Consider the following 18,005-nt stretch of genomic DNA (forward strand, 5'->3'; position numbering starts at 1 on the left):
CATGATTAATACCTGTAAACGATGTACCCGGTCTTAAACGTAAACGATGTACCCGGTTTCTACCCACCCTGGCCCTCCCCCATAGGGGGAGGGTTGGGGTAAGGGCCAGGCCAGACACCCTATGTAAATCCCGGGCAAAACCGTCTTTACCAAACCTTTACCCACGATTGACAGCGATTGACCTTGATCTCCCTAAACTGGGCGCATCCGGAATTACCGGAATCCAAATTCAAAGGAGACACACCATGCGTAAGACTCTTATTGCTTTGATGTTTGCTGCAGCACTGCCAACCGTCGCAATGGCCATGCCTGGTGGTGACGGCCAGATGGGCCCTCGTCACGGCGGCGAGCACCACGGTCGCGGCGACGCCCCTTATAGCCAGCTGGACCTCACCCGCGAGCAGCGCCAGCAGATCGGCAAGCTGATGGGCGAGCAAATGCATGATCGCAAGCAACTGGTCGAGAAATACCTGGAAAAACTGCCAGCAGCCGATCAGAAAGCGCTGAAAGACGAGATGAAGGCCAAGCACGACAAAACCCAGAGCGATATCCGTGCCTTGCTCAAACCTGATCAGCAAAAACGCTTCGACGAAATGCAAAAGAAACGCGCCGAGCGTCAGGCCGAGATGAAAGAGTTCAAAGACTGGAAAGCACAGCAAGCGCCAAAAGCGCAATAATCTGCGCACCCGCCAAGCCCAACGGTTAACGCCGTTGGGCTTGGCTCGTTTCTCTTCATTACCAGCGAGGAATTACCGTGCGATCACTGTTTTGGCGCATTCTGGCCAGCTTCTGGCTGGCCATAGCCTTGGTCGCAGGGCTGTCGATCCTGCTGGGGCACATGCTCAATCAGGACGCATGGATTCTCAGCCGTCATCCCGGCATCGCCAATCTGGCGCAGCAGTGGACCGAACGCTACGAAACCCAGGGCGCCGATGCGGCGCAGGATTTCCTTGAACGGCGCAAGCGCCGTTATCACATCGACGTGCAAGTGCTCAACGAAAGTGGCGACCCGCTGGTACGCGGCACCTTCCCGCGCCGCGCCGCCGCCTGGGAGGCCCGCCAGCAACCCGGCCAGCAGGACCTGCCCTGGCGCCGCCTGACGGTCGAATACACCAGCCCGAAAACCGCCGAAACCTATTTGCTGATCTACCGCATCCCTAACCCCGAGCTGGAGGCCTGGCACCGCCAGAGCCTGATCTGGCCGCTGAGTGCACTGGGGATTGCGCTGGTGGTGCTGACGCTGTTCAGCTTGCTGGTGACACTCTCGATTACCCGTCCGCTCAAGCGCCTGCGGGTCGCGGTGCATGATCTGGGTCAAACCACTTATCAACAAAACAGCCTGGCGCGGCTGGCGTCGCGGCGTGATGAATTTGGCGTGCTGGCCACCGACTTCAACCGCATGGGCGCACGCCTGCAAAGCTTGATCGGCAGCCAGCGCCAGTTACTGCGCGATGTGTCCCACGAGCTGCGCTCGCCCCTCGCCCGCCTCAAGATCGCCCTGGCCCTGGCTGAACGCGCCGGACCTGAAGAGCGTGAAAAATTGTGGCCACGCCTGACCCGTGAGTGTGACCGGCTGGAATCGCTGATCAGCGAGATCCTGGCCCTGGCCCGGGTCGATGCTGATCAGGCCAGCGCTGAACAGGTCAATCTCAATGCGCTGCTCAACACCGTGCAAAAAGACGCCTCGCTGGCAGCCCCCGAACAGCCTGTAGTCTTGCAAGATGAACCGGGGCTGAGCCTCAATGGCTGGCCGACGATGATCGAGCGCGCCGTGGACAACCTGTTGCGCAACGCGCAGCGCTTCAACCCGGCGGGTGAACCGATCGAGCTGAGCGCGGTGCGCGAAGGCGAACACATCACCATCAAGGTTCGCGACCACGGCCCCGGGGTCGCTGAAGAGTACCTGGCGCAACTGGGGGAGCCGTTTTTCCGCGCACCGGGCCAAACAGCGGCCGGGCATGGGCTGGGGTTGGCCATTGCCCGCCGGGCGGCAGAGCGCCATGGCGGCCGGCTGGTGCTGGGCAACCACCCGGATGGCGGATTTGTTGCCACCCTGGAGTTGCCGCTGGAGCCCAATGGAGCGCTGTAGATACTCTTTTGCCGGTCACCCCTCCCTGTGGGAGCGAGCCTGCTCGCGAACAACCTTCGCGAGCAGGCTCGCTCCCACAGTCGATGTTTCCTTCAGACCTTATGGCCGCTGAGGAGCGAAGCGAGGCTGCGATCGGCGGCTACAGACGTACTCAGTTAACCGGCCACGCCTGCACAAACTCGGCGCTATCAACCTTGGGTGCGACCCGCAATTCGTTCTGCGCCGTGCCCAGGTACAAAAACGCCACGACCTCTTCACCCTCACCCAGCCCCAAACCCTTGGCCACATGCGGCGCATACGACAGCTCACCTGTGCGCCATACCGCACCAATGCCCTGGGCATAAGCCGCCAGTTCAATGGCATGGGCCGCGCAACCTGCGGTAATCAGCTGCTCAGCCTTCGGCACCTTGAAGTGGTCCTGCAAACGGGCAATCACTACCACCACCAAAGGGGCACGCAAAGGCATGGCGCGGGCCTTGTCCAGGGCTGCCTGGGTCACATCGCCGCCCTGGGCCTGCACGGCCTCGGCGAGGATTTCGCCCAGTTGGTTACGCGCTTCGCCTTCGACCGTCAAAAACCGATAAGGGCGCAGTTGGCCGTGGTCCGGCGCACGCAAGGCGGCGGCGAAAAGTACTTCACGTTGCTCAGCCGTTGGCGCCGGATCGAGCAGGCGCGGGGCAGAAACACGGTTGAGCAAAGCGTCGAGAGCCTCCATTGGCCACCTCCTGAAGAAAATGTGCGGCTATTCTAACGGTATCTCCCGAAGACCTGGCGGTTTACATAACCCGGACCACAGGTAGAATGGCGCCCCTCTTTCATCCCCGAGCTGACTTCATGGCGTTGCCGACCTTACGCATCATCGGTTTTATTATCGGCATCTTCCTGATTACGCTCGCGATCAGCATGGCCGTGCCCATGCTGACCCTGGTGATTTACGACCACCTGGGCGACCTGCCGTCCTTTTTGTGGGCCAGCCTGATTACCTTTATCGCCGGCCTGGCGCTGGTCATCCCGGGCCGCCCCGAGCAGGTACACCTGCGCCCCCGGGACATGTATCTGCTGACCGTGTCCAGCTGGGTGGTGGTGTGCATCTTCGCAGCCCTGCCGTTCTTGCTGACCCAGCACATCAGCTACACCGATTCGTTTTTCGAAAGCATGTCCGGCATTACCGCCACCGGCTCCACCGTGCTGAGCGGCCTGGACACCATGTCCCCCGGCATTCTGATGTGGCGCTCGATGCTGCACTGGCTAGGCGGCATCGGCTTTATCGGTATGGCGGTGGCGATTTTGCCCTTGCTGCGCATCGGTGGCATGCGCCTGTTCCAGACCGAGTCTTCCGACCGCTCCGAAAAAGTCATGCCGCGCTCGCACATGGTGGCCCGCCTGATTGTCGCCACTTACGTCGGCATCACCATTCTGGGCAGCCTGGCATTCTGGTGGGCGGGCATGAGCGTGTTTGATGCGATCAACCATGCCATGTCAGCCATTTCCACTGGCGGTTTCTCGACCTCCGACCAGTCGCTGGCCAAGTGGTCGCAACCGGCGGTGCACTGGGTCGCCATTGCCGTGATGATCATGGGCAGCCTGCCATTCACCCTGTATGTAGCCACCCTGCGCGGCCATCGCAAAGCCCTGATCAAGGATCAGCAGGTGCAAGGATTGCTCGGGTTGCTGGTCGTCACCTGGTTCGTGCTCAGCATCTGGCTGTGGTGGACCACCAACATGCCGTGGTGGGACGCCTTTCGCCATGTCGCGCTCAACGTGACCTCAGTGGTCACGACCACGGGCTTTGCCCTGGGTGACTACAGCTTGTGGGGCAACTTCTCGCTGATGCTGTTCTTCTATCTGGGCTTTATCGGCGGCTGCTCGGGCTCGACTGCAGGCGGGATCAAGATTTTCCGCTTTCAGGTTGCCTATATCCTGCTCAAGGCCAACCTTAATCAACTGATCCACCCGCGAGCGGTGATCAAGCAGAAGTACAACGGCCACCGCCTTGATGAAGAAATCGTACGTTCAATCCTGACCTTTTCGTTCTTCTTCGCCATCACCATCTGCGTGATCGCGCTGGCCCTGTCGCTGCTGGGGCTGGACTGGATGACCGCCCTCACCGGCGCTGCCAGTACGGTGTCCGGCGTTGGGCCGGGCCTGGGCGAGACCATCGGGCCGTCCGGCAACTTCGCCAGCCTGCCGGATGCGGCCAAGTGGATTTTGTCATTGGGTATGTTGCTTGGGCGCCTGGAGATCATTACCGTGTTCGTACTGTGCATTCCGGCATTCTGGCGCCACTGATCCAGGCACACCTCTAATCAACTGCGGGAGCCTCATGGAGCAAATTCTGTCACTGCGCCATTACCGCCACGACCTGATTGCCCATAGCCATGAGCATGCGCAAGTGGTGATCAGCCTGTCGGGCAAGCTCGATTTCGAAGTCGAGGGCCGGCCCAGCCTGCTGCGCCAGCAACAGTTGATGGTTGTGCCCGCAGGCGCGCACCACACCTGCGGCAGCCCGCAAGGCAGCCACTGCCTGGTGCTGGATGTGCCCGGTGACAACTGGCTGGGGCAGTCCTTGGGCGAGCATGCCGATGCCAGCCGCCGACTGCTGGACAGCGCCGGGCACGTGCCCCTTGATCCGAAACAGCAGCAATTGGTGAACTGGCTGGCGACCAGCCCGGTGAGTGACCCGCTGATTGCCCGCCAGGGTGCGATTCTGCTGCTGGCCAGCCTGAACAACATAAGCCCGGAACGCACTCAACCCCGGCGCCTGCCTTATGCCGCGATGGATACCCATATCGATCGCAACGCTGCCTACCCTTTGCAGGTTGCGGATCTGGCGCAAATTGCTGGTTTGTCCTGCGCCCGCCTGCACAGCCGGTTTATCAGTGAGTGTGCGCAAACACCGATGGACTACATCCGCCAACGGCGTTTGCGCAGTGCCCTGAGGCTGTTGCGCAACAGCCGTCTGCCCATCGGCGAAATCGCCAGCCGCGTTGGCTACAGTTCGCAAAGCGCATTTGCCGCAGCCATGTTGCGCGAATTCGGCGCCTCACCGTCGGTATTGCGCCGCGAGCCTGGCGACAATTGACGCCAGCCTCTCGACAGACAACCCCGACTCAAGCCCCGTAGACTGCATCCCTTGCCCGTATTGACTCAAGGATTGCAATGACTCCGCGTACCGCTTTGGGCGCCCTGCATATTGGCGCTTTAATGTTTGGCCTGACCGGAGTGTTCGGCAAGCTCGCAGCCGCTTCGGCCTCAATCATCGTGTTTGGCCGTGCCGCCTTCGCGGTACTGGCACTGCTGTGCTTCGCGGGGCTGGCCAAACGCAGCAGCTGGTACCGCTTGACCCTGCGCGACGCCCGCAACCTGCTGATGAGCGGCTTGCTGCTGGCCGGGCACTGGGTGAGTTTTTTTGTCTCGGTAAAAATCGCCGGGGTCGCGATCGCAACCCTGGGTTTTGCCAGCTTTCCGGCGTTCACGGTCATTCTAGAGGGGCTGATTTTTCGCGAGCGCATTCGCCTCAACGAAATCGTCCTGGTGGTTCTGGTCAGTGTCGGACTGATCCTGGTCACCCCAAGCTTTGATCTGGCCAGCCAGGCCACCGAAGGGCTGTTGTGGTCAGTTGCTTCCGGGTTGCTGTTTTCGCTGCTGTCGCTGAACAACCGCGCCAACTCGGGCCGGGTGCCTGCGGTGCAGGCGGCCATGTGGCAAAACACCGTGGTCGCATTGTGCCTGCTGCCGTTTGCCGCACCTGGGCTTGTCTCGGTGCGCCCGCTGGACTGGCTGTGGATCGGCCTGCTCGGGGTATTTTGCACCGGCGTGGCGCACAGCCTGTTTGTCGCCAGCCTGGCCGTGATCAAGGCGCGCACGGCTGCGGTGGTGTTTGCCCTGGAGCCGGTCTACGGCATCACCCTGGCCTGGCTGCTGTTTCACGAAACGCCGTCGCTGCGCATGTTGCTGGGCGGTGTACTGATCATTGTCGCCATTGTGGTGTCGAGCCGCATGGCCAGCGGCCCGACACCGCGCAAGACGACACTGGACGCCGCCGCTCACTGAACCCGGTCGTTGTGCCCCAGATCACGCTGCGGGTCGATCTGGTCGCGAACCCGCTGCTTGAGCACCTTGGCCTCGGGAAAACCGCCATCAGCCTTGCGCTCCCAGATCTGCACACCGTTACAGGTGATGCGAAACACCCCGCCGGTACCCGGCTCCAGCGCGACCCGACCCAGGTCTTCGGCAAAAGTACTGAGCAGCTCCTGGGCCAGCCAGGCGGCGCGCAGCAGCCACTGGCATTGAGTGCAATAAGTGATGACAATTTCTGGTTTGCTGGACGACATGATTTCAAAGGCTCTTGAAAGGAAGGCGCCGCTATAATAGCCGCCTTTCTCGCTTGCCCAGAGATTCATGATGCGCCGCCTGCTCAGTTGTTTGTTCCTGTGTCTTTGCCCCCTGATGCTGTTTGCCGCCGAAGCCGCCAAACCCAAAGTCGGCCTGGTGCTGTCCGGCGGTGCGGCCCGTGGCCTGGCCCATGTGGGCGTACTCAAGGCCCTGGAAGAACAGGGCATCCATATCGATGCCATTGCAGGCACCAGCATGGGTGCGGTGATTGGCGGCCTGTATGCCTCCGGCTACAAGATCGATGAGCTGGAAAAACTCGCGCTGGGCATCGACTGGCAAGAGGCCTTGTCCGACGCGCCGGAGCGTGAAGACGTACCGTTCCGGCGCAAGCAGGATGACCGCGACTTTCTGGTCAAGCAACAACTCAGTTTCCGCGACGATGGCAGCCTGGGCCTGCCATTGGGCGTTATTCAGGGCCAGAACCTGGCATTGTTGCTCGAAAGCCTGCTGGCCCACAGCAGCGATATCCGCGACTTCGACAAACTGCCAATCCCGTTCCGCGCCGTGGCCACCGATATCGTCAACGGCGAAAAAGTGGTGTTTCGCAAGGGCCACCTGCCCCAGGTGATCCGCGCCAGCATGTCGATCCCGGCGGTATTCGCCCCGGTCGAGATCAACGGCCAACTGTTGGTCGATGGCGGTATGGTCGACAACATTCCGGTAGATGTGGCCCGCGAAATGGGCGTGGACATCGTCATCGTGGTGGACATCGGCACGCCGCTGCGCGGGCGCAAGCAACTCAATACCGTGTTCGACATCCTCAACCAGTCAATCACCCTGATGACCCGCAGCAACTCCGAGGTGCAACTGGCGTCGTTAAAGCCTGACGATATCTTGATCCAGCCCGCCCTGGCCAGTTATGGCGCGGCCGATTTTGGCCGCTCACTCGACATCATCAATGCCGGCTACCGGGCCACCCAAGTGCTTGAAAAACGCCTGGCCGTCCTGCGCCAGCCTACGGATGTGCAGTTGGCCGAAGCCCGCACCGCCGAAGAACGAACCCCGGTGATTACCGCGATCAAGATCGAAAACGACTCCAAAATCGGCGATTCGGTGATCCGCTACTACATTCGCCAACCTATCGGCGAGCCCCTGGATCTGGGCCGCCTGCAACGGGACATGGGCACCCTGTACGGCCTGGATTACTTCGACCAGGTGCAATACCGCGTGGCACACAAAGGCAAGGAGCGCACGCTGGTGATCAGCGCCCGGGGCAAGCGCAGTGGTACCGACTACCTGCGCCTGGGGCTGAACCTGTCGGACGACATGCGCGGCGACAGCGCATTCAACATCGGCGCCAGTTATCGCATCAACGGCATCAACCAACTGGGCGCCGAGTGGTTGACGCGGGTGCAACTGGGCGACAAGCAAGAGCTGTACAGCGAGTTTTACCAGCCACTGGATGCCGGCTCGCGCTACTTCGTCGCGCCCTATATCAATGCCCGTTCACAAAACGTGGAAGCCATTCTCGATAACGATCCGATTGCGGAGTACCGCCTGGAACGTTACGGTTTTGGCCTCAATTTTGGTCGTCAAATCGGTAACAGTGGTGAGATTCGTGTAGGCGTTGGTGAGGCCTGGGGTGAGGCCAATGTAAGAATTGGCGATCAGAATCTGCCAAGCACCAGCTTCAATGAAGGCTTCTACGACATCAAATACTCGTTCGACTCACTGGATAATGTGTACTTCCCCCATTCGGGCGAGGACATCGCCCTGAGCGTGCGTCAGTTCGAACCAGGGCTGGGCTCGGACGAGCGCTATCGTCAATGGGAATTCAAACTGGACAAGGCCCTGAGTTCGGGCCCCGACACCTGGATTCTGGGCGGACGCTACGGGCGCACGCTGGACACGGCCAATGTGGTGACATCGAGCTTCCTGCTGGGCGGCGCACGGCAGTTGTCGGGGTTCCGGGAAGACGCGATTTCGGGGCAGAACATCAGCCTGATGCGCGCCGTGTACTACCGCCGACTGACCCCGCGCTCGTACCTGCCATTTGACTTCCCGCTGTATGCCGGCGCCTCGCTGGAACGAGGGCGGGCGTGGAACAACGACAACGAATTCGACAGCGGCTATATCAATGCGGCGAGCATTTTTATCGGCTTTGACACCCCGCTAGGCCCGCTGAACTTCAGTTACGGCTTCAACGATGATGACCAGAAGGCGCTGTACCTGAACCTGGGCCAGACGTTCTGACGGCTAAAAACAGACTACTGTGGGAGCGAGCCTGCTCGCGATGCTGGCAGCGTGGTCTTTTAGACAGGCCGCAGTGATGCCATCGCGAGCAGGCTCGCTCCCACAACAGGGATGTGTGAGATCAGTTCTTTTCGAGGTTATCCAGAATAAGCTTGTGCACCCGCAGGCAAATACGCGCTTCTTCTTCGTCAATGCCTACAAACAGCTCCTGGCGCAACGCAGTGGCGATGGCTTCAATCTGTTCAATCAGGGGGCGGGCGGAATCACTCAGCACGATCTTTTTGGCGCGCCGGTCTTCGACCACCGAATGACGCTGCACCAGTCCCTGAGCCTCAAGGCTGTCAAGCAGACGGGCCAGGGTCGGACCTTCAACGCCAACGCTTTGCGCCAGTTCGCGCTGTGTGGGCGCTTCGTCAAAACGGGCCAGATGCAACAGCACCAGCCAGCGCGCCTGGGACAACCCCAGACCCGCAAGACGACGATCCAGCTCGGCACGCCAGCCACGCGACATTTGGGCCAGTTGCATACCAAAACGGTGTTGATCGGTTAACGGCATAAAAAACTCAATGTTTAGACTGAAAATAGAGTGCAACCAATTATTAGTCAGCTAAGCATGCCGCTTGCTCATAGGCAAGGCCTATAAGTCAATCAATCGTTACATAATCCCCGACCTGGCTAGATTTCAAACTCCGACTGCAACGCCGCGCGTACGCAATACAGCACACCTTCAGGCACCCGGCCCTTGAACTGTTCAGCGATGCTGGCCACGCTCGGCAGCTCGCCTTCACCATCCAGGAAAGCGTCCTGCACTTCTTCCATCAGCTCTTCAGGCAAGTCCAGCGCCTGCTCCAGCGACAGTTCCTGGCGACCTATGGCTTCGGCAAGCATGGTGTAGACGTTCTTTTCCGAGCATTGCAATTGCCCGCTGATCTGCAGCGGGGTCATGCCGGCACGGGCCAGACTGATCAGCTCGTGACGGATATCGGCCACCACTTTCGGGGTTTCGCCCTGCCCGCCCAGCACTTCGAGGAAGGCTTCGCCGTAACGCTCCAGCTTGCGCGCGCCGACACCGCTGACCTTGGCCATCTCGGACATCGAGGTGGGTTGGCTGCGCAGCATTTCGAGCAAGGTGGAATCGGGGAAGATGACATATGGCGGCACACCGTGCTCTTCGGCCAGTTTGCGCCGCAGGGCACGCAGGGCTTCCCACTGTTCGCGCTCTTCGCCGCGCACCAATTGGCTGGCCGGGCTTGCGGAGCTGCTCTTCACCGAGGTCTGCGGCTTGAGCTCGCGGCGCAGTTCCAGCGTCACTTCGCCGCGCAACAACGGCCGGCAGCTGTCGCTCAGGCGCAGGCCGCCGTAGCCTTCGATATCGATGTCAGCCAGACCACGGGCCACCAGTTGGCGGAACAGCGTGCGCCACTCACCTTCGGCGCGAGCTTTACCCACACCAAAAACGGACAGATGTTGATGGCCAAAGCTGCGGACCTTTTCGTTTTCGCGGCCCAGCAACACGTCGATCAAGTGCCCGGTGCCATAACGCTGCCCCGTACGATAAATGGCTGACAGCGCCTGGCGGGCCGGTTCGGTGGCGTCCCAGGTCTGCACGCCGTCCACGCAGTTGTCGCAATGCCCGCAAGGTTGCGGCATTTCTTCATCGAAGTAAGCGAGAAGCGTCTGACGGCGGCAGCGAGTTTCTTCGCACAGCGACAGCATGGCGTCGAGCTTGTGGTGCTCCAGACGCTTGTGTCGCTCATCGCCTTCGGAGTTTTGCAGCATTTGCTTGAGCATCACCACATCTTGCAGGCCGTAGGCCATCCAGGCGTCCGCCGGCAGACCGTCACGGCCTGCGCGGCCGGTTTCCTGGTAATACGCCTCAAGGGATTTGGGCAAATCCAGATGCGCAACGAAGCGCACGTTGGACTTGTCGATGCCCATGCCGAAGGCGATGGTGGCCACCATGATCAGGCCTTCCTCGTTGAGGAAGCGCTTCTGGTTGGCGGCCCGGGTGTCGCTTGGCAAACCGGCGTGATACGGCAAGGCCGGGAAGCCCTGGTCGCAAAGGAACTGCGCCACTTCATCGACTTTTTTACGCGACAGGCAATACACGATGCCTGCGTCGCTGCGCCGCTCCGACAAGAACGCCAGCAACTGCTTGCGTGGCTGCTCTTTGGGCACGATGCGATAAAAGATATTGGGACGGTCGAAGCTCGACAAAAAGCGCTCGGCGTTCTGCAAATGCAGGCGCGTAACGATTTCTTCGCGGGTGCGCTTGTCAGCCGTGGCCGTCAGGGCGATACGCGGCACATTGGGAAACACTTCGGCCAACTGGCCCAGTTGCAGGTATTCCGGGCGGAAGTCGTGGCCCCATTGCGATACGCAGTGAGCTTCGTCGATGGCAAACAGGGCGATATCCAGGCTCTGCAAAAACGCCATCATGCGCGGCTGCACCAGACGCTCGGGGGCCAGATAGAGCATTTTGACCTCACCGCGCTTGATGCGGTTGGCCAGATCACGCTGCTGCTCGGCGCTGAGGGTCGAGTTCAACGCCGCTGCGGCAACCCCGAGCTCTTCAAGGGTCGCAACCTGATCGTCCATCAAGGCAATCAGCGGTGACACCACTACGGCCAGGCCATCGCGCAGCAATGCCGGCACCTGGAAGCACAGGGACTTGCCGCCGCCGGTGGGCATCAGCACCAGGGCGTCGCCACCACTGGCCACGCGCTCAATAATGTCACCCTGGCGGCCACGGAAACTGTCGTAGCCGAAGATGTCTTTGAGTACGCGTTGAGCCTGTTCGAGCATAGAAACTCCAGAAATCGCCGAAACACCCCTGCGCCAGCGCGATCCGCCGCGCCCGCAAGCCTTTCACAGGCTCGGGCACAGGCCACCGGTACGCTACAATTAACGCAGGGCATCACAAAACGCGGCAGTATACCCGAGCACTCCCCTGCTGCGGGGGGTGTAATTGCAACACCGATAACCGGGAACTGATGGCAAATGTGCCCTGCGACTGGCTTGGAAGCTCAAGAAAGCCTAGAATTCACTATCGTTTATTTACTAGGTAACACTTAATGTCCTTCGCTGAGCAACTAACCCGCCTGCAAGCCTTCCTCGACGCCGACGAGCTGCATGACGAGGCGCTGGACTACGTGGCCACCCACGGTTATCTGACGGCCCTGTCCATCTGCTCCGAGGAAGTGCCTGAGCGCGAGTGGATCGACGCGATCTTCTCTGAAGCTCCGCATTACAAGGATGACGCACAACGTGCCGAAATCGAAGGCACGCTGATCCAGCTCAAGGCTCACATCGCCCGTCAACTGGCGTCCGATGAAGAGTTCGAACTGCCATGCGACCTGGACCTGGGTGACGAGCCGGATGATTCCGACCTGCGCGGCTGGTGTGTAGGCTTTATGGAAGGCGTATTCATGCGCGAAGCTGCCTGGTTCGAAACCGCAGAAGAAGAAGTCAGCGAAATGCTCCTGCCAATCATGGTGGGTTCGGGTCTGTTTGATGATCAGCCTGAGTTCGAAGACATCGCTAAAGATGCCAACCTGATGGACGACATGATCGTTCAGATCCCGGAAGCGCTGACTGCCCTGTACCTGCTGTGCCAGGCACCGGACGAGAAGCCTGCGATCCTCAAGCCGCGCCACCACTGATCCTTTAGTGGTTCCGCCCTCTCTCGGCAACCGCCCGCGGTTGCTGCGCTACGCACTGTTTGCCATCGGCTGGCTGAGCGTAGCGCTGGGGGTGGTCGGCATATTCCTGCCGGTACTGCCTACAACCCCCTTTCTGCTATTGGCTGGCGCATGCTTTGCGCGCAGTTCGCCGCGTTTTTATCAATGGCTGGTCGAGCACCCGCAGCTCGGGCCGTGGATACGCGACTATCTGGACGGTAATGGCATTCCGCTCAAGGGCAAGGTCTACGCCATTGGCCTGATGTGGCTGAGCATTGGCGTGTCCTGTTACCTGGTGCCTTTGCCGTGGGCCAGGGGCTTTATGCTGACCAGTGCCGTGCTGGTGAGCATTTACATCCTGCGGCAAAAAACCCTCGAAAAACCCTGAACCCCTTGTGGGAGCGGGCTCGCTCGCGATCGCATCAACTCGGTTTCCCTGACATACCCCGCCGACTGCATCACGAGCAAGCCCGCTCCCACAGATTACGACTTGTCCCCGTGATTTTTCAGATAGGTATCGGCGCCCATCGCTTCGATCTGCCCTTCGATCAACGCCTCGAACGGGCGCAGCAGCGCCGTGAACGAAGTCGCAGGCTCCAGAATTTCCAGCGCCTGCACAATCGCTTCCAAAGTAGACAGGGCTCCCGGCCCCGGCGCCTTGCGCAACCGGTAACGTGACACTGCCCCCTCGGGCAACGTCACCCGCGGCAATTGCGCCAGCAACGGATTAAGGTGCAGCAACTTGCGCGCCTTGCGCCAGGTACCGTCCGGCACCACCAACAGCAACGGCAGCTGTTGATCGCCAACAGTGTCAGCCTCGATCAATTGCGCATCGTCACCGGGAAACAGCAACCGCGCCCGATACCCCGGCGGGTTGAGCAAGGTCGCCAAATCTTCGAACACCTCGCCCACCACCAATTGGGCATTGGTCAGCCCCAGGGCTGCAAGACGAGCGGTGTTCAGTGCGTGATTGACCTCACTGGGGTGCTGCAACAGCAACACGCGGGTATGGCTTGCAAGTTGCGGGATAAGTTCGCACAGGCAGTGGGTTTGCGGGCGCATGCAGCGCGAGCATTGGGCTCGGGACATAGAGTAAACAGGCTCGTTCAAGGTTTATGAAGCTGTGCTTTGAGCAGGTCGCGAAAAGTCTGGATCAAGGGTTCGCGGCTGCGACCACGGCGCACGATCATCGAGAACGGCGCCTGATAACCAAAGGTCGCGGGCAGCAGCACGCGCAGGTCGCCCTTCTCCACCCAGGGCTCGGCATAGTGCTCGGGCAAGTAACCGATATAGGCACCCGATAGCACCAGAATCAGTTGTGCCTCCATGCTGTCCACCGTCGCCGCGCTGTGCTTGAAGCCGTGGCGCGCCAGCTCGGCCTGGCTCCAGTAACCGCGCCCGACCATGCGTTGCTGGGTAATCACCGGCCCGGGGATGCGCCGCTCGCTAAACAACGGATGGCGGCTGCTGCAATACAGCCAGTGCTGCTCGCGGTACAACGGCTGATAGACCAGCCCGCTCATACGCGTGGAAAACGCACCGATGGCCAGGTCCAGGCGGTTGTCCTGCACCCCGAGCTGCAGTTCATACGGGCTCATCACCGATAAATGCAGGTGCACCGCCGGGTGCTCCTGGCTATAGGCACCAATGGCCTCGGCAAAGGGCAAAGCCTTGTCGTTGACCGTCGAGTCGATCACGCCCAGGTTCAGGGTACCGCGCAGCTCACCCTTGAGCGCCGCCGCGTATTGTTCGAAACCCTCCAGTTCGCCCAACAGGCGCAAGGTTTCCTGATGGAACAACTCACCCTTGCTGGTCAGGCTGAATCCGCCACGACCGCGATGGCACAGCACCAACCCCAGATTGGCTTCGAGCTGGCTCATATAGGTGCTGATGGCCGAGGTCGAGAGGTTAAGCGCCTGCTGGGCATTGGCGAACCCCTGGTGTCTGACCACACTGGCAAAGATTCGCAATAGTTTCAGGTCGGGTAAAGCGTTGGCCATGAGGGTTCCGAGTTTCTGGTCGGTCGATGGTGGCGCGAGCCCTCACCCCAACCCTCTCCCGGAGGGAGAGGGAGCTGATCTGCGCAGATTTCAAGTTCCCGCACGGTCCATGGCCAGGGTGAGGGCCTGGGGGCACAGTCTATCTCTAGCCCGCCCATTAGTTTAGAAAAACCTGAACTAAGTATTTGCCCGCAGCGATTCTTCCCGCCTCGCACCTTTCGCAGAATCGAGCGCCATAACCACAACAAACGACGAGGCCTTACCCGTGGACAAAATTCTTCATCAACCACTGGGCGGTAATGAAATGCCGCGCTTCGCCGGCATCGCCACCATGATGCGCCTGCCGCACCTGCAATCGGCCGCTGGCCTGGACGCCGCTTTTGTCGGCGTACCCCTGGACATCGGCACCTCGCTGCGGGCCGGCACCCGTTTCGGGCCCCGCGAGATTCGCGCCGAATCGGTGATGATCCGCCCTTACAACATGGCCACCGGCGCCGCGCCCTTTGATTCACTGTCGGTTGCCGATATCGGCGATGTGGCGATCAACACCTTCAACCTGCTGGACGCCGTGCGCATCATCGAAGAGGCCTACGATGAAATCCTCGAACACAACGTGATCCCCATGACTCTGGGCGGTGATCACACCATCACCCTGCCGATCCTGCGGGCCATCCACAAAAAGCACGGCAAGGTCGGCCTGGTGCATATCGATGCCCATGCCGATGTAAACGATCATATGTTCGGTGAGAAAATCGCCCACGGCACCACCTTCCGCCGTGCCGTCGAAGAAGGCCTGCTGGACTGTGATCGCGTGGTGCAGATCGGTCTGCGCGCCCAGGGTTACACCGCCGAAGACTTCAACTGGAGCCGCAAGCAGGGGTTTCGAGTGGTGCAGGCCGAAGAGTGCTGGCATAAATCCCTGACGCCCTTGATGGCCGAAGTGCGCGAGAAAGTCGGTAACGGCCCGGTGTACCTGAGCTTTGATATCGACGGCATCGACCCGGCCTGGGCGCCGGGCACCGGCACCCCGGAAATCGGCGGCCTGACCACCATCCAGGCCATGGAAGTGATCCGCGGCTGCCAGGGTCTCGACCTGGTCGGCTGCGATCTGGTAGAAGTCTCGCCGCCGTACGACACCACCGGCAACACCTCGTTGCTGGGCGCGAACCTGCTGTACGAAATGCTGTGCGTGCTGCCCGGTGTTGTACACCGATAAGGACATCTCTGCGGTGCCAGCAAGCCTTGTGCTTATGGCACCAAGCCACCGTGCTTTAGCTGCATCCATAAAAAAAATAATCGGAGATTCGCCATCATGGCTCTAGATCTACTGGTCGTCCTTATCTACGCAGCGGCAATGCTGGTGCTCGGTTACTACGGCATGCGCAAGGCCAAAACCCACGAAGACTATCTGGTTGCCGGGCGCAACCTGGGCCCCACGTTGTACATGGGCACAATGGCCGCCACCGTACTGGGCGGCGCATCCACCGTGGGCACCGTCCGCCTGGGCTATGTGCACGGGATTTCCGGCTTCTGGCTGTGTGCCGCACTGGGTTGCGGAATCATCGCGCTAAACCTGTTTTTGGCCAAGCCGCTACTCAAGCTGAAAATTTTCACCGTCACTCAGGTGCTGGAAAAGCGCTACAACCCGATGGCCCGCCAGGCCAGTGCGGTGATCATGTTGGCCTACGCGCTGATGATCGGCGTGACCTCGATCCTGGCCATCGGCACCGTTCTGGAAGTGCTGTTCGGCCTGCCGTTCTGGATCTCGGTACTGGTCGGCGGCGGCGTGGTAGTGATCTACTCCACCGTAGGCGGCATGTGGTCGCTGACCCTGACCGATATCGTGCAGTTCGTGATCAAGACCGTCGGCCTGATGTTCGTGTTGCTGCCCATCTGCCTGTACCGCGTAGGTGGCTGGGACGAACTGGTGAGCAAATTGCCGGCCTCGAACTTCAGTTTCACCAGCATTGGCTGGGACACGATCATTACCTACTTCATGATCTACTTCTTCGGCATCCTCATCGGCCAGGACATCTGGCAACGGGTGTTCACCGCTAAAACCGCCAAAGTGGCCAAGTATGCCGGCACCTTCGCCGGGTTCTACTGCATCCTCTACGGTCTGACCTGTGCATTGATCGGCATGGCCGCCCATGTGCTGATTCCTGACCTGGACAACGTCAACAACGCCTTTGCCGCCATCGTCAAAGTGTCGTTGCCAGATGGTATTCGCGGGCTGGTGATTGCCGCAGCGCTGGCAGCCATGATGTCCACCGCCAGTGCCGGCTTGCTGGCAGCCTCCACCGTACTGACCGAAGACCTGCTGCCAAGGCTGCGCGGCGGCAAGCAGTCGAGCCTGCGGATCAACCGCCTGTTTACCCTGCTGACGGGCATTGCCGTACTGGGCATCGCACTGGTGGTGTCTGATGTAATCAGCGCCCTGACCCTGGCCTATAACCTGCTGGTGGGGGGCATGCTGGTGCCATTGATCGGGGCGATTTTCTGGAAACGCGCCACCACTGCGGGCGCCATAACCAGCATGAGCCTGGGGTTTGTCACTGCACTGGCATTTATGATCAAGGACGGCCTGGATGCCAACACGCCGATCTACTACAGCCTGGGTGTGGCACTGGTCAGCTTTGTTGTGGTCAGCCTGCTCGACCGACGCCCGGTTGCGGTAGCCAGCGTCGCCTGACAAAGGTTGTCTTCAGCGGGTACGACGTCGCAGGTCGTGCCCGCTTTTTCTTCCGATCCATTTTCCTACGATAGCGAACACCAATACCCCGCCGATACAGCGCCTTGTCGCTGCCAGCCCATGAATCAGCCCAACTACGCTTGAAAAGCGGCGACACGGGATGTTGCCGCACAACTTCATGCAATCCGTGACTGATTAAATGGACTTAACATCATGACCCTCTTCAGCAAGTACCTGATCACCGCCATTGCGGCCGTCACCGCGACGCTAACCGGCGTAAACGCTCACGCAGATGTCACCACACTGACATTCGAAATCGTCAACAACACCTCGGGACCACTCAAACTCAACCGTTCGAACTGGAACCTGGCACTGGCCGAGCCGGGGTTCTTTGATGTGGATGCGTATAGCAAACACTCATATGAAGCGAACTATAAAACCAACTTCGGTTACCCACGCAAAACCCCTGCGACACTGCGCGAAGTCATTTCATATGCCAATGGCAATCGGGAGTGCACCTTTACTACAGTGCTGCGGGTTACCCAGTCATTCGGCGTATTCAGGCCAACGCTCGAAGCCACGCGTTCAGCCAGTGCAACCTCAACGGGTATGGATGATGTGAAATGTGAAGCGCGGGTCACAGCCAAAACAGACGAAGCGCCGCTGGATTACAGCGTGCGCTTTACCATGGGCTGAAAAGCCCTGAAGGGAGGGGGCAGCTCACACTGCCCTTTGCATACTTGCAGCCCTTGGCCCTGTGCCGGGCGAACCGCAAGCACAAGGCAATCAACCTGCCAGCAGTACTGACGCGCCCTTAGCGGCGGCGTTGCGGACGGCGGCGCGGATCCTCGACGGGAATCGGCACGGGTTGCATTGGCGGCTCGATCAGGCCGAGAGCCACACCAAGGTCATGGAGCCAGGTTTGCAGTTTGTCTTTCATATATCCCCCTTGGGGT

18 protein-coding genes are annotated in these 18,005 nt (G+C 60.2%); 11 read left to right on the forward strand and 7 right to left on the reverse strand.

Annotated elements, in window-relative coordinates; all coding sequences use genetic code 11:
* Positions 1–245: 245 nt before the first annotated feature.
* Positions 246–677 (forward strand): Spy/CpxP family protein refolding chaperone, encoded by a 432-nt coding sequence (locus CJU81_RS17925; RefSeq protein ID WP_095002644.1) that lies wholly within the window; start codon positions 246–248, stop codon positions 675–677.
* A gap of 77 nt (positions 678–754) precedes the next feature.
* Positions 755–2,089, forward strand: coding sequence for a sensor histidine kinase (locus CJU81_RS17930; RefSeq protein WP_095037698.1), 1,335 nt, complete (start codon positions 755–757; stop codon positions 2,087–2,089).
* Between the two features lie 151 nt (positions 2,090–2,240).
* On the opposite strand, the gene CJU81_RS17935 is transcribed toward CJU81_RS17930, so the two are convergent.
* Entirely contained in the window at positions 2,241–2,804 is a 564-nt protein-coding gene (locus CJU81_RS17935) for a nitroreductase family protein (protein ID WP_095037699.1), read from the reverse strand.
* A 119-nt stretch (positions 2,805–2,923) separates the two neighbouring features.
* Here CJU81_RS17935 and CJU81_RS17940 point away from each other — a divergent pair, with 119 nt between their 5' ends.
* From CJU81_RS17940 to CJU81_RS17950, 3 genes are all read left to right on the forward strand, one after another.
* Positions 2,924–4,378: a TrkH family potassium uptake protein gene (locus CJU81_RS17940; RefSeq protein WP_095028774.1), complete on the forward strand. Its 1,455-nt coding sequence runs from the start codon at positions 2,924–2,926 to the stop codon at positions 4,376–4,378.
* A 34-nt stretch (positions 4,379–4,412) separates the two neighbouring features.
* Positions 4,413–5,171 carry an AraC family transcriptional regulator gene (locus CJU81_RS17945; RefSeq protein WP_095037700.1) on the forward strand — a complete coding sequence of 253 codons (759 nt, stop codon included), beginning with the start codon at positions 4,413–4,415 and terminating at the stop codon, positions 5,169–5,171.
* 77 nt (positions 5,172–5,248) lie between these two features.
* The gene (locus CJU81_RS17950; RefSeq protein ID WP_095037701.1) at positions 5,249–6,142 is read left to right on the forward strand and encodes a DMT family transporter; all 894 of its coding nucleotides are present in this window, start codon (positions 5,249–5,251) and stop codon (positions 6,140–6,142) included.
* Here CJU81_RS17950 and CJU81_RS17955 read toward each other — a convergent pair.
* A complete protein-coding gene (locus tag CJU81_RS17955) occupies positions 6,136–6,423 on the reverse strand; it encodes a SelT/SelW/SelH family protein (RefSeq protein WP_095028847.1) in 288 nt (95 codons plus the stop codon). The genes CJU81_RS17950 and CJU81_RS17955 overlap by 7 nt on opposite strands.
* A gap of 70 nt (positions 6,424–6,493) precedes the next feature.
* Here CJU81_RS17955 and CJU81_RS17960 point away from each other — a divergent pair, with 70 nt between their 5' ends.
* Positions 6,494–8,677: a patatin-like phospholipase family protein gene (locus CJU81_RS17960; protein ID WP_095037702.1), complete on the forward strand. Its 2,184-nt coding sequence runs from the start codon at positions 6,494–6,496 to the stop codon at positions 8,675–8,677.
* Positions 8,678–8,798: 121 nt separating this feature from the next.
* On the opposite strand, the gene CJU81_RS17965 is transcribed toward CJU81_RS17960, so the two are convergent.
* Complete coding sequence (locus CJU81_RS17965; protein ID WP_095037703.1) at positions 8,799–9,233, reverse strand: MarR family transcriptional regulator; 435 nt, start codon at positions 9,231–9,233, stop codon at positions 8,799–8,801.
* 119 nt (positions 9,234–9,352) lie between these two features.
* Positions 9,353–11,482 (reverse strand): DNA helicase RecQ, encoded by a 2,130-nt coding sequence (gene recQ, locus CJU81_RS17970; protein ID WP_095037704.1) that lies wholly within the window; start codon positions 11,480–11,482, stop codon positions 9,353–9,355.
* Positions 11,483–11,751: 269 nt separating this feature from the next.
* On the opposite strand from recQ, the gene CJU81_RS17975 reads away from it, so the two are divergent.
* Together CJU81_RS17975 and CJU81_RS17980 are read left to right on the forward strand one after the other, a co-directional pair.
* The gene (locus CJU81_RS17975; RefSeq protein ID WP_095002653.1) at positions 11,752–12,339 is read left to right on the forward strand and encodes a UPF0149 family protein; all 588 of its coding nucleotides are present in this window, start codon (positions 11,752–11,754) and stop codon (positions 12,337–12,339) included.
* Positions 12,340–12,346: 7 nt separating this feature from the next.
* The gene (locus CJU81_RS17980) at positions 12,347–12,745 is read left to right on the forward strand and encodes a YbaN family protein (protein ID WP_176464871.1); all 399 of its coding nucleotides are present in this window, start codon (positions 12,347–12,349) and stop codon (positions 12,743–12,745) included.
* 95 nt (positions 12,746–12,840) lie between these two features.
* Here CJU81_RS17980 and CJU81_RS17985 read toward each other — a convergent pair whose 3' ends face one another.
* Together CJU81_RS17985 and CJU81_RS17990 are read right to left on the reverse strand one after the other, a co-directional pair.
* On the reverse strand, positions 12,841–13,446 hold the full coding sequence (locus CJU81_RS17985) for a tRNA-uridine aminocarboxypropyltransferase (RefSeq protein ID WP_095037705.1): 606 nt from the start codon (positions 13,444–13,446) through the stop codon (positions 12,841–12,843).
* 17 nt (positions 13,447–13,463) lie between these two features.
* Positions 13,464–14,357 (reverse strand): LysR family transcriptional regulator, encoded by an 894-nt coding sequence (locus CJU81_RS17990; protein ID WP_095037706.1) that lies wholly within the window; start codon positions 14,355–14,357, stop codon positions 13,464–13,466.
* 265 nt (positions 14,358–14,622) lie between these two features.
* On the opposite strand from CJU81_RS17990, the gene speB reads away from it, so the two are divergent.
* The 3 genes from speB (at position 14,623) to CJU81_RS18005 (ending at position 17,745) form a co-directional block, all read left to right on the forward strand.
* Positions 14,623–15,573, forward strand: a complete 951-nt coding sequence (speB, locus tag CJU81_RS17995) for an agmatinase (protein WP_095037707.1) — start codon at positions 14,623–14,625, stop codon at positions 15,571–15,573.
* A 96-nt stretch (positions 15,574–15,669) separates the two neighbouring features.
* Complete coding sequence (locus tag CJU81_RS18000; protein WP_095037708.1) at positions 15,670–17,049, forward strand: sodium:solute symporter; 1,380 nt, start codon at positions 15,670–15,672, stop codon at positions 17,047–17,049.
* 213 nt (positions 17,050–17,262) lie between these two features.
* Positions 17,263–17,745 carry a hypothetical protein gene (locus CJU81_RS18005; protein ID WP_095037709.1) on the forward strand — a complete coding sequence of 161 codons (483 nt, stop codon included), beginning with the start codon at positions 17,263–17,265 and terminating at the stop codon, positions 17,743–17,745.
* 118 nt (positions 17,746–17,863) lie between these two features.
* Here the strand turns inward: CJU81_RS18005 and CJU81_RS24285 are convergent, their stop codons facing one another.
* Positions 17,864–17,989 carry a PA1414 family protein gene (locus CJU81_RS24285; protein ID WP_254924894.1) on the reverse strand — a complete coding sequence of 42 codons (126 nt, stop codon included), beginning with the start codon at positions 17,987–17,989 and terminating at the stop codon, positions 17,864–17,866.
* Positions 17,990–18,005 lie beyond the last annotated feature (16 nt).

Origin of the sequence: Pseudomonas fragi (genome assembly GCF_002269505.1) — a bacterium.
Lineage (GTDB): Bacteria > Pseudomonadota > Gammaproteobacteria > Pseudomonadales > Pseudomonadaceae > Aquipseudomonas > Aquipseudomonas fragi_D.

Excerpts from the sequence above, each read along its gene's own strand:
- CJU81_RS17925 (WP_095002644.1), top strand. The coding sequence starts at position 246 with ATGCGTAAGACTCTTATTGCTTTGATGTTTGCTGCAGCACTGCCAACC.
- CJU81_RS17935 (WP_095037699.1), bottom strand. The coding sequence starts at position 2,804 with ATGGAGGCTCTCGACGCTTTGCTCAACCGTGTTTCTGCCCCGCGCCTG.
- CJU81_RS17940 (WP_095028774.1), top strand. The coding sequence starts at position 2,924 with ATGGCGTTGCCGACCTTACGCATCATCGGTTTTATTATCGGCATCTTC.
- CJU81_RS17945 (WP_095037700.1), top strand. The coding sequence starts at position 4,413 with ATGGAGCAAATTCTGTCACTGCGCCATTACCGCCACGACCTGATTGCC.
- CJU81_RS17950 (WP_095037701.1), top strand. The coding sequence starts at position 5,249 with ATGACTCCGCGTACCGCTTTGGGCGCCCTGCATATTGGCGCTTTAATG.
- CJU81_RS17955 (WP_095028847.1), bottom strand. The coding sequence starts at position 6,423 with ATGTCGTCCAGCAAACCAGAAATTGTCATCACTTATTGCACTCAATGC.
- CJU81_RS17960 (WP_095037702.1), top strand. The coding sequence starts at position 6,494 with ATGCGCCGCCTGCTCAGTTGTTTGTTCCTGTGTCTTTGCCCCCTGATG.
- CJU81_RS17965 (WP_095037703.1), bottom strand. The coding sequence starts at position 9,233 with ATGCCGTTAACCGATCAACACCGTTTTGGTATGCAACTGGCCCAAATG.
- recQ (WP_095037704.1), bottom strand. The coding sequence starts at position 11,482 with ATGCTCGAACAGGCTCAACGCGTACTCAAAGACATCTTCGGCTACGAC.
- CJU81_RS17975 (WP_095002653.1), top strand. The coding sequence starts at position 11,752 with ATGTCCTTCGCTGAGCAACTAACCCGCCTGCAAGCCTTCCTCGACGCC.
- CJU81_RS17985 (WP_095037705.1), bottom strand. The coding sequence starts at position 13,446 with ATGTCCCGAGCCCAATGCTCGCGCTGCATGCGCCCGCAAACCCACTGC.
- CJU81_RS17990 (WP_095037706.1), bottom strand. The coding sequence starts at position 14,357 with ATGGCCAACGCTTTACCCGACCTGAAACTATTGCGAATCTTTGCCAGT.
- CJU81_RS18000 (WP_095037708.1), top strand. The coding sequence starts at position 15,670 with ATGGCTCTAGATCTACTGGTCGTCCTTATCTACGCAGCGGCAATGCTG.
- CJU81_RS18005 (WP_095037709.1), top strand. The coding sequence starts at position 17,263 with ATGACCCTCTTCAGCAAGTACCTGATCACCGCCATTGCGGCCGTCACC.
- CJU81_RS24285 (WP_254924894.1), bottom strand. The coding sequence starts at position 17,989 with ATGAAAGACAAACTGCAAACCTGGCTCCATGACCTTGGTGTGGCTCTC.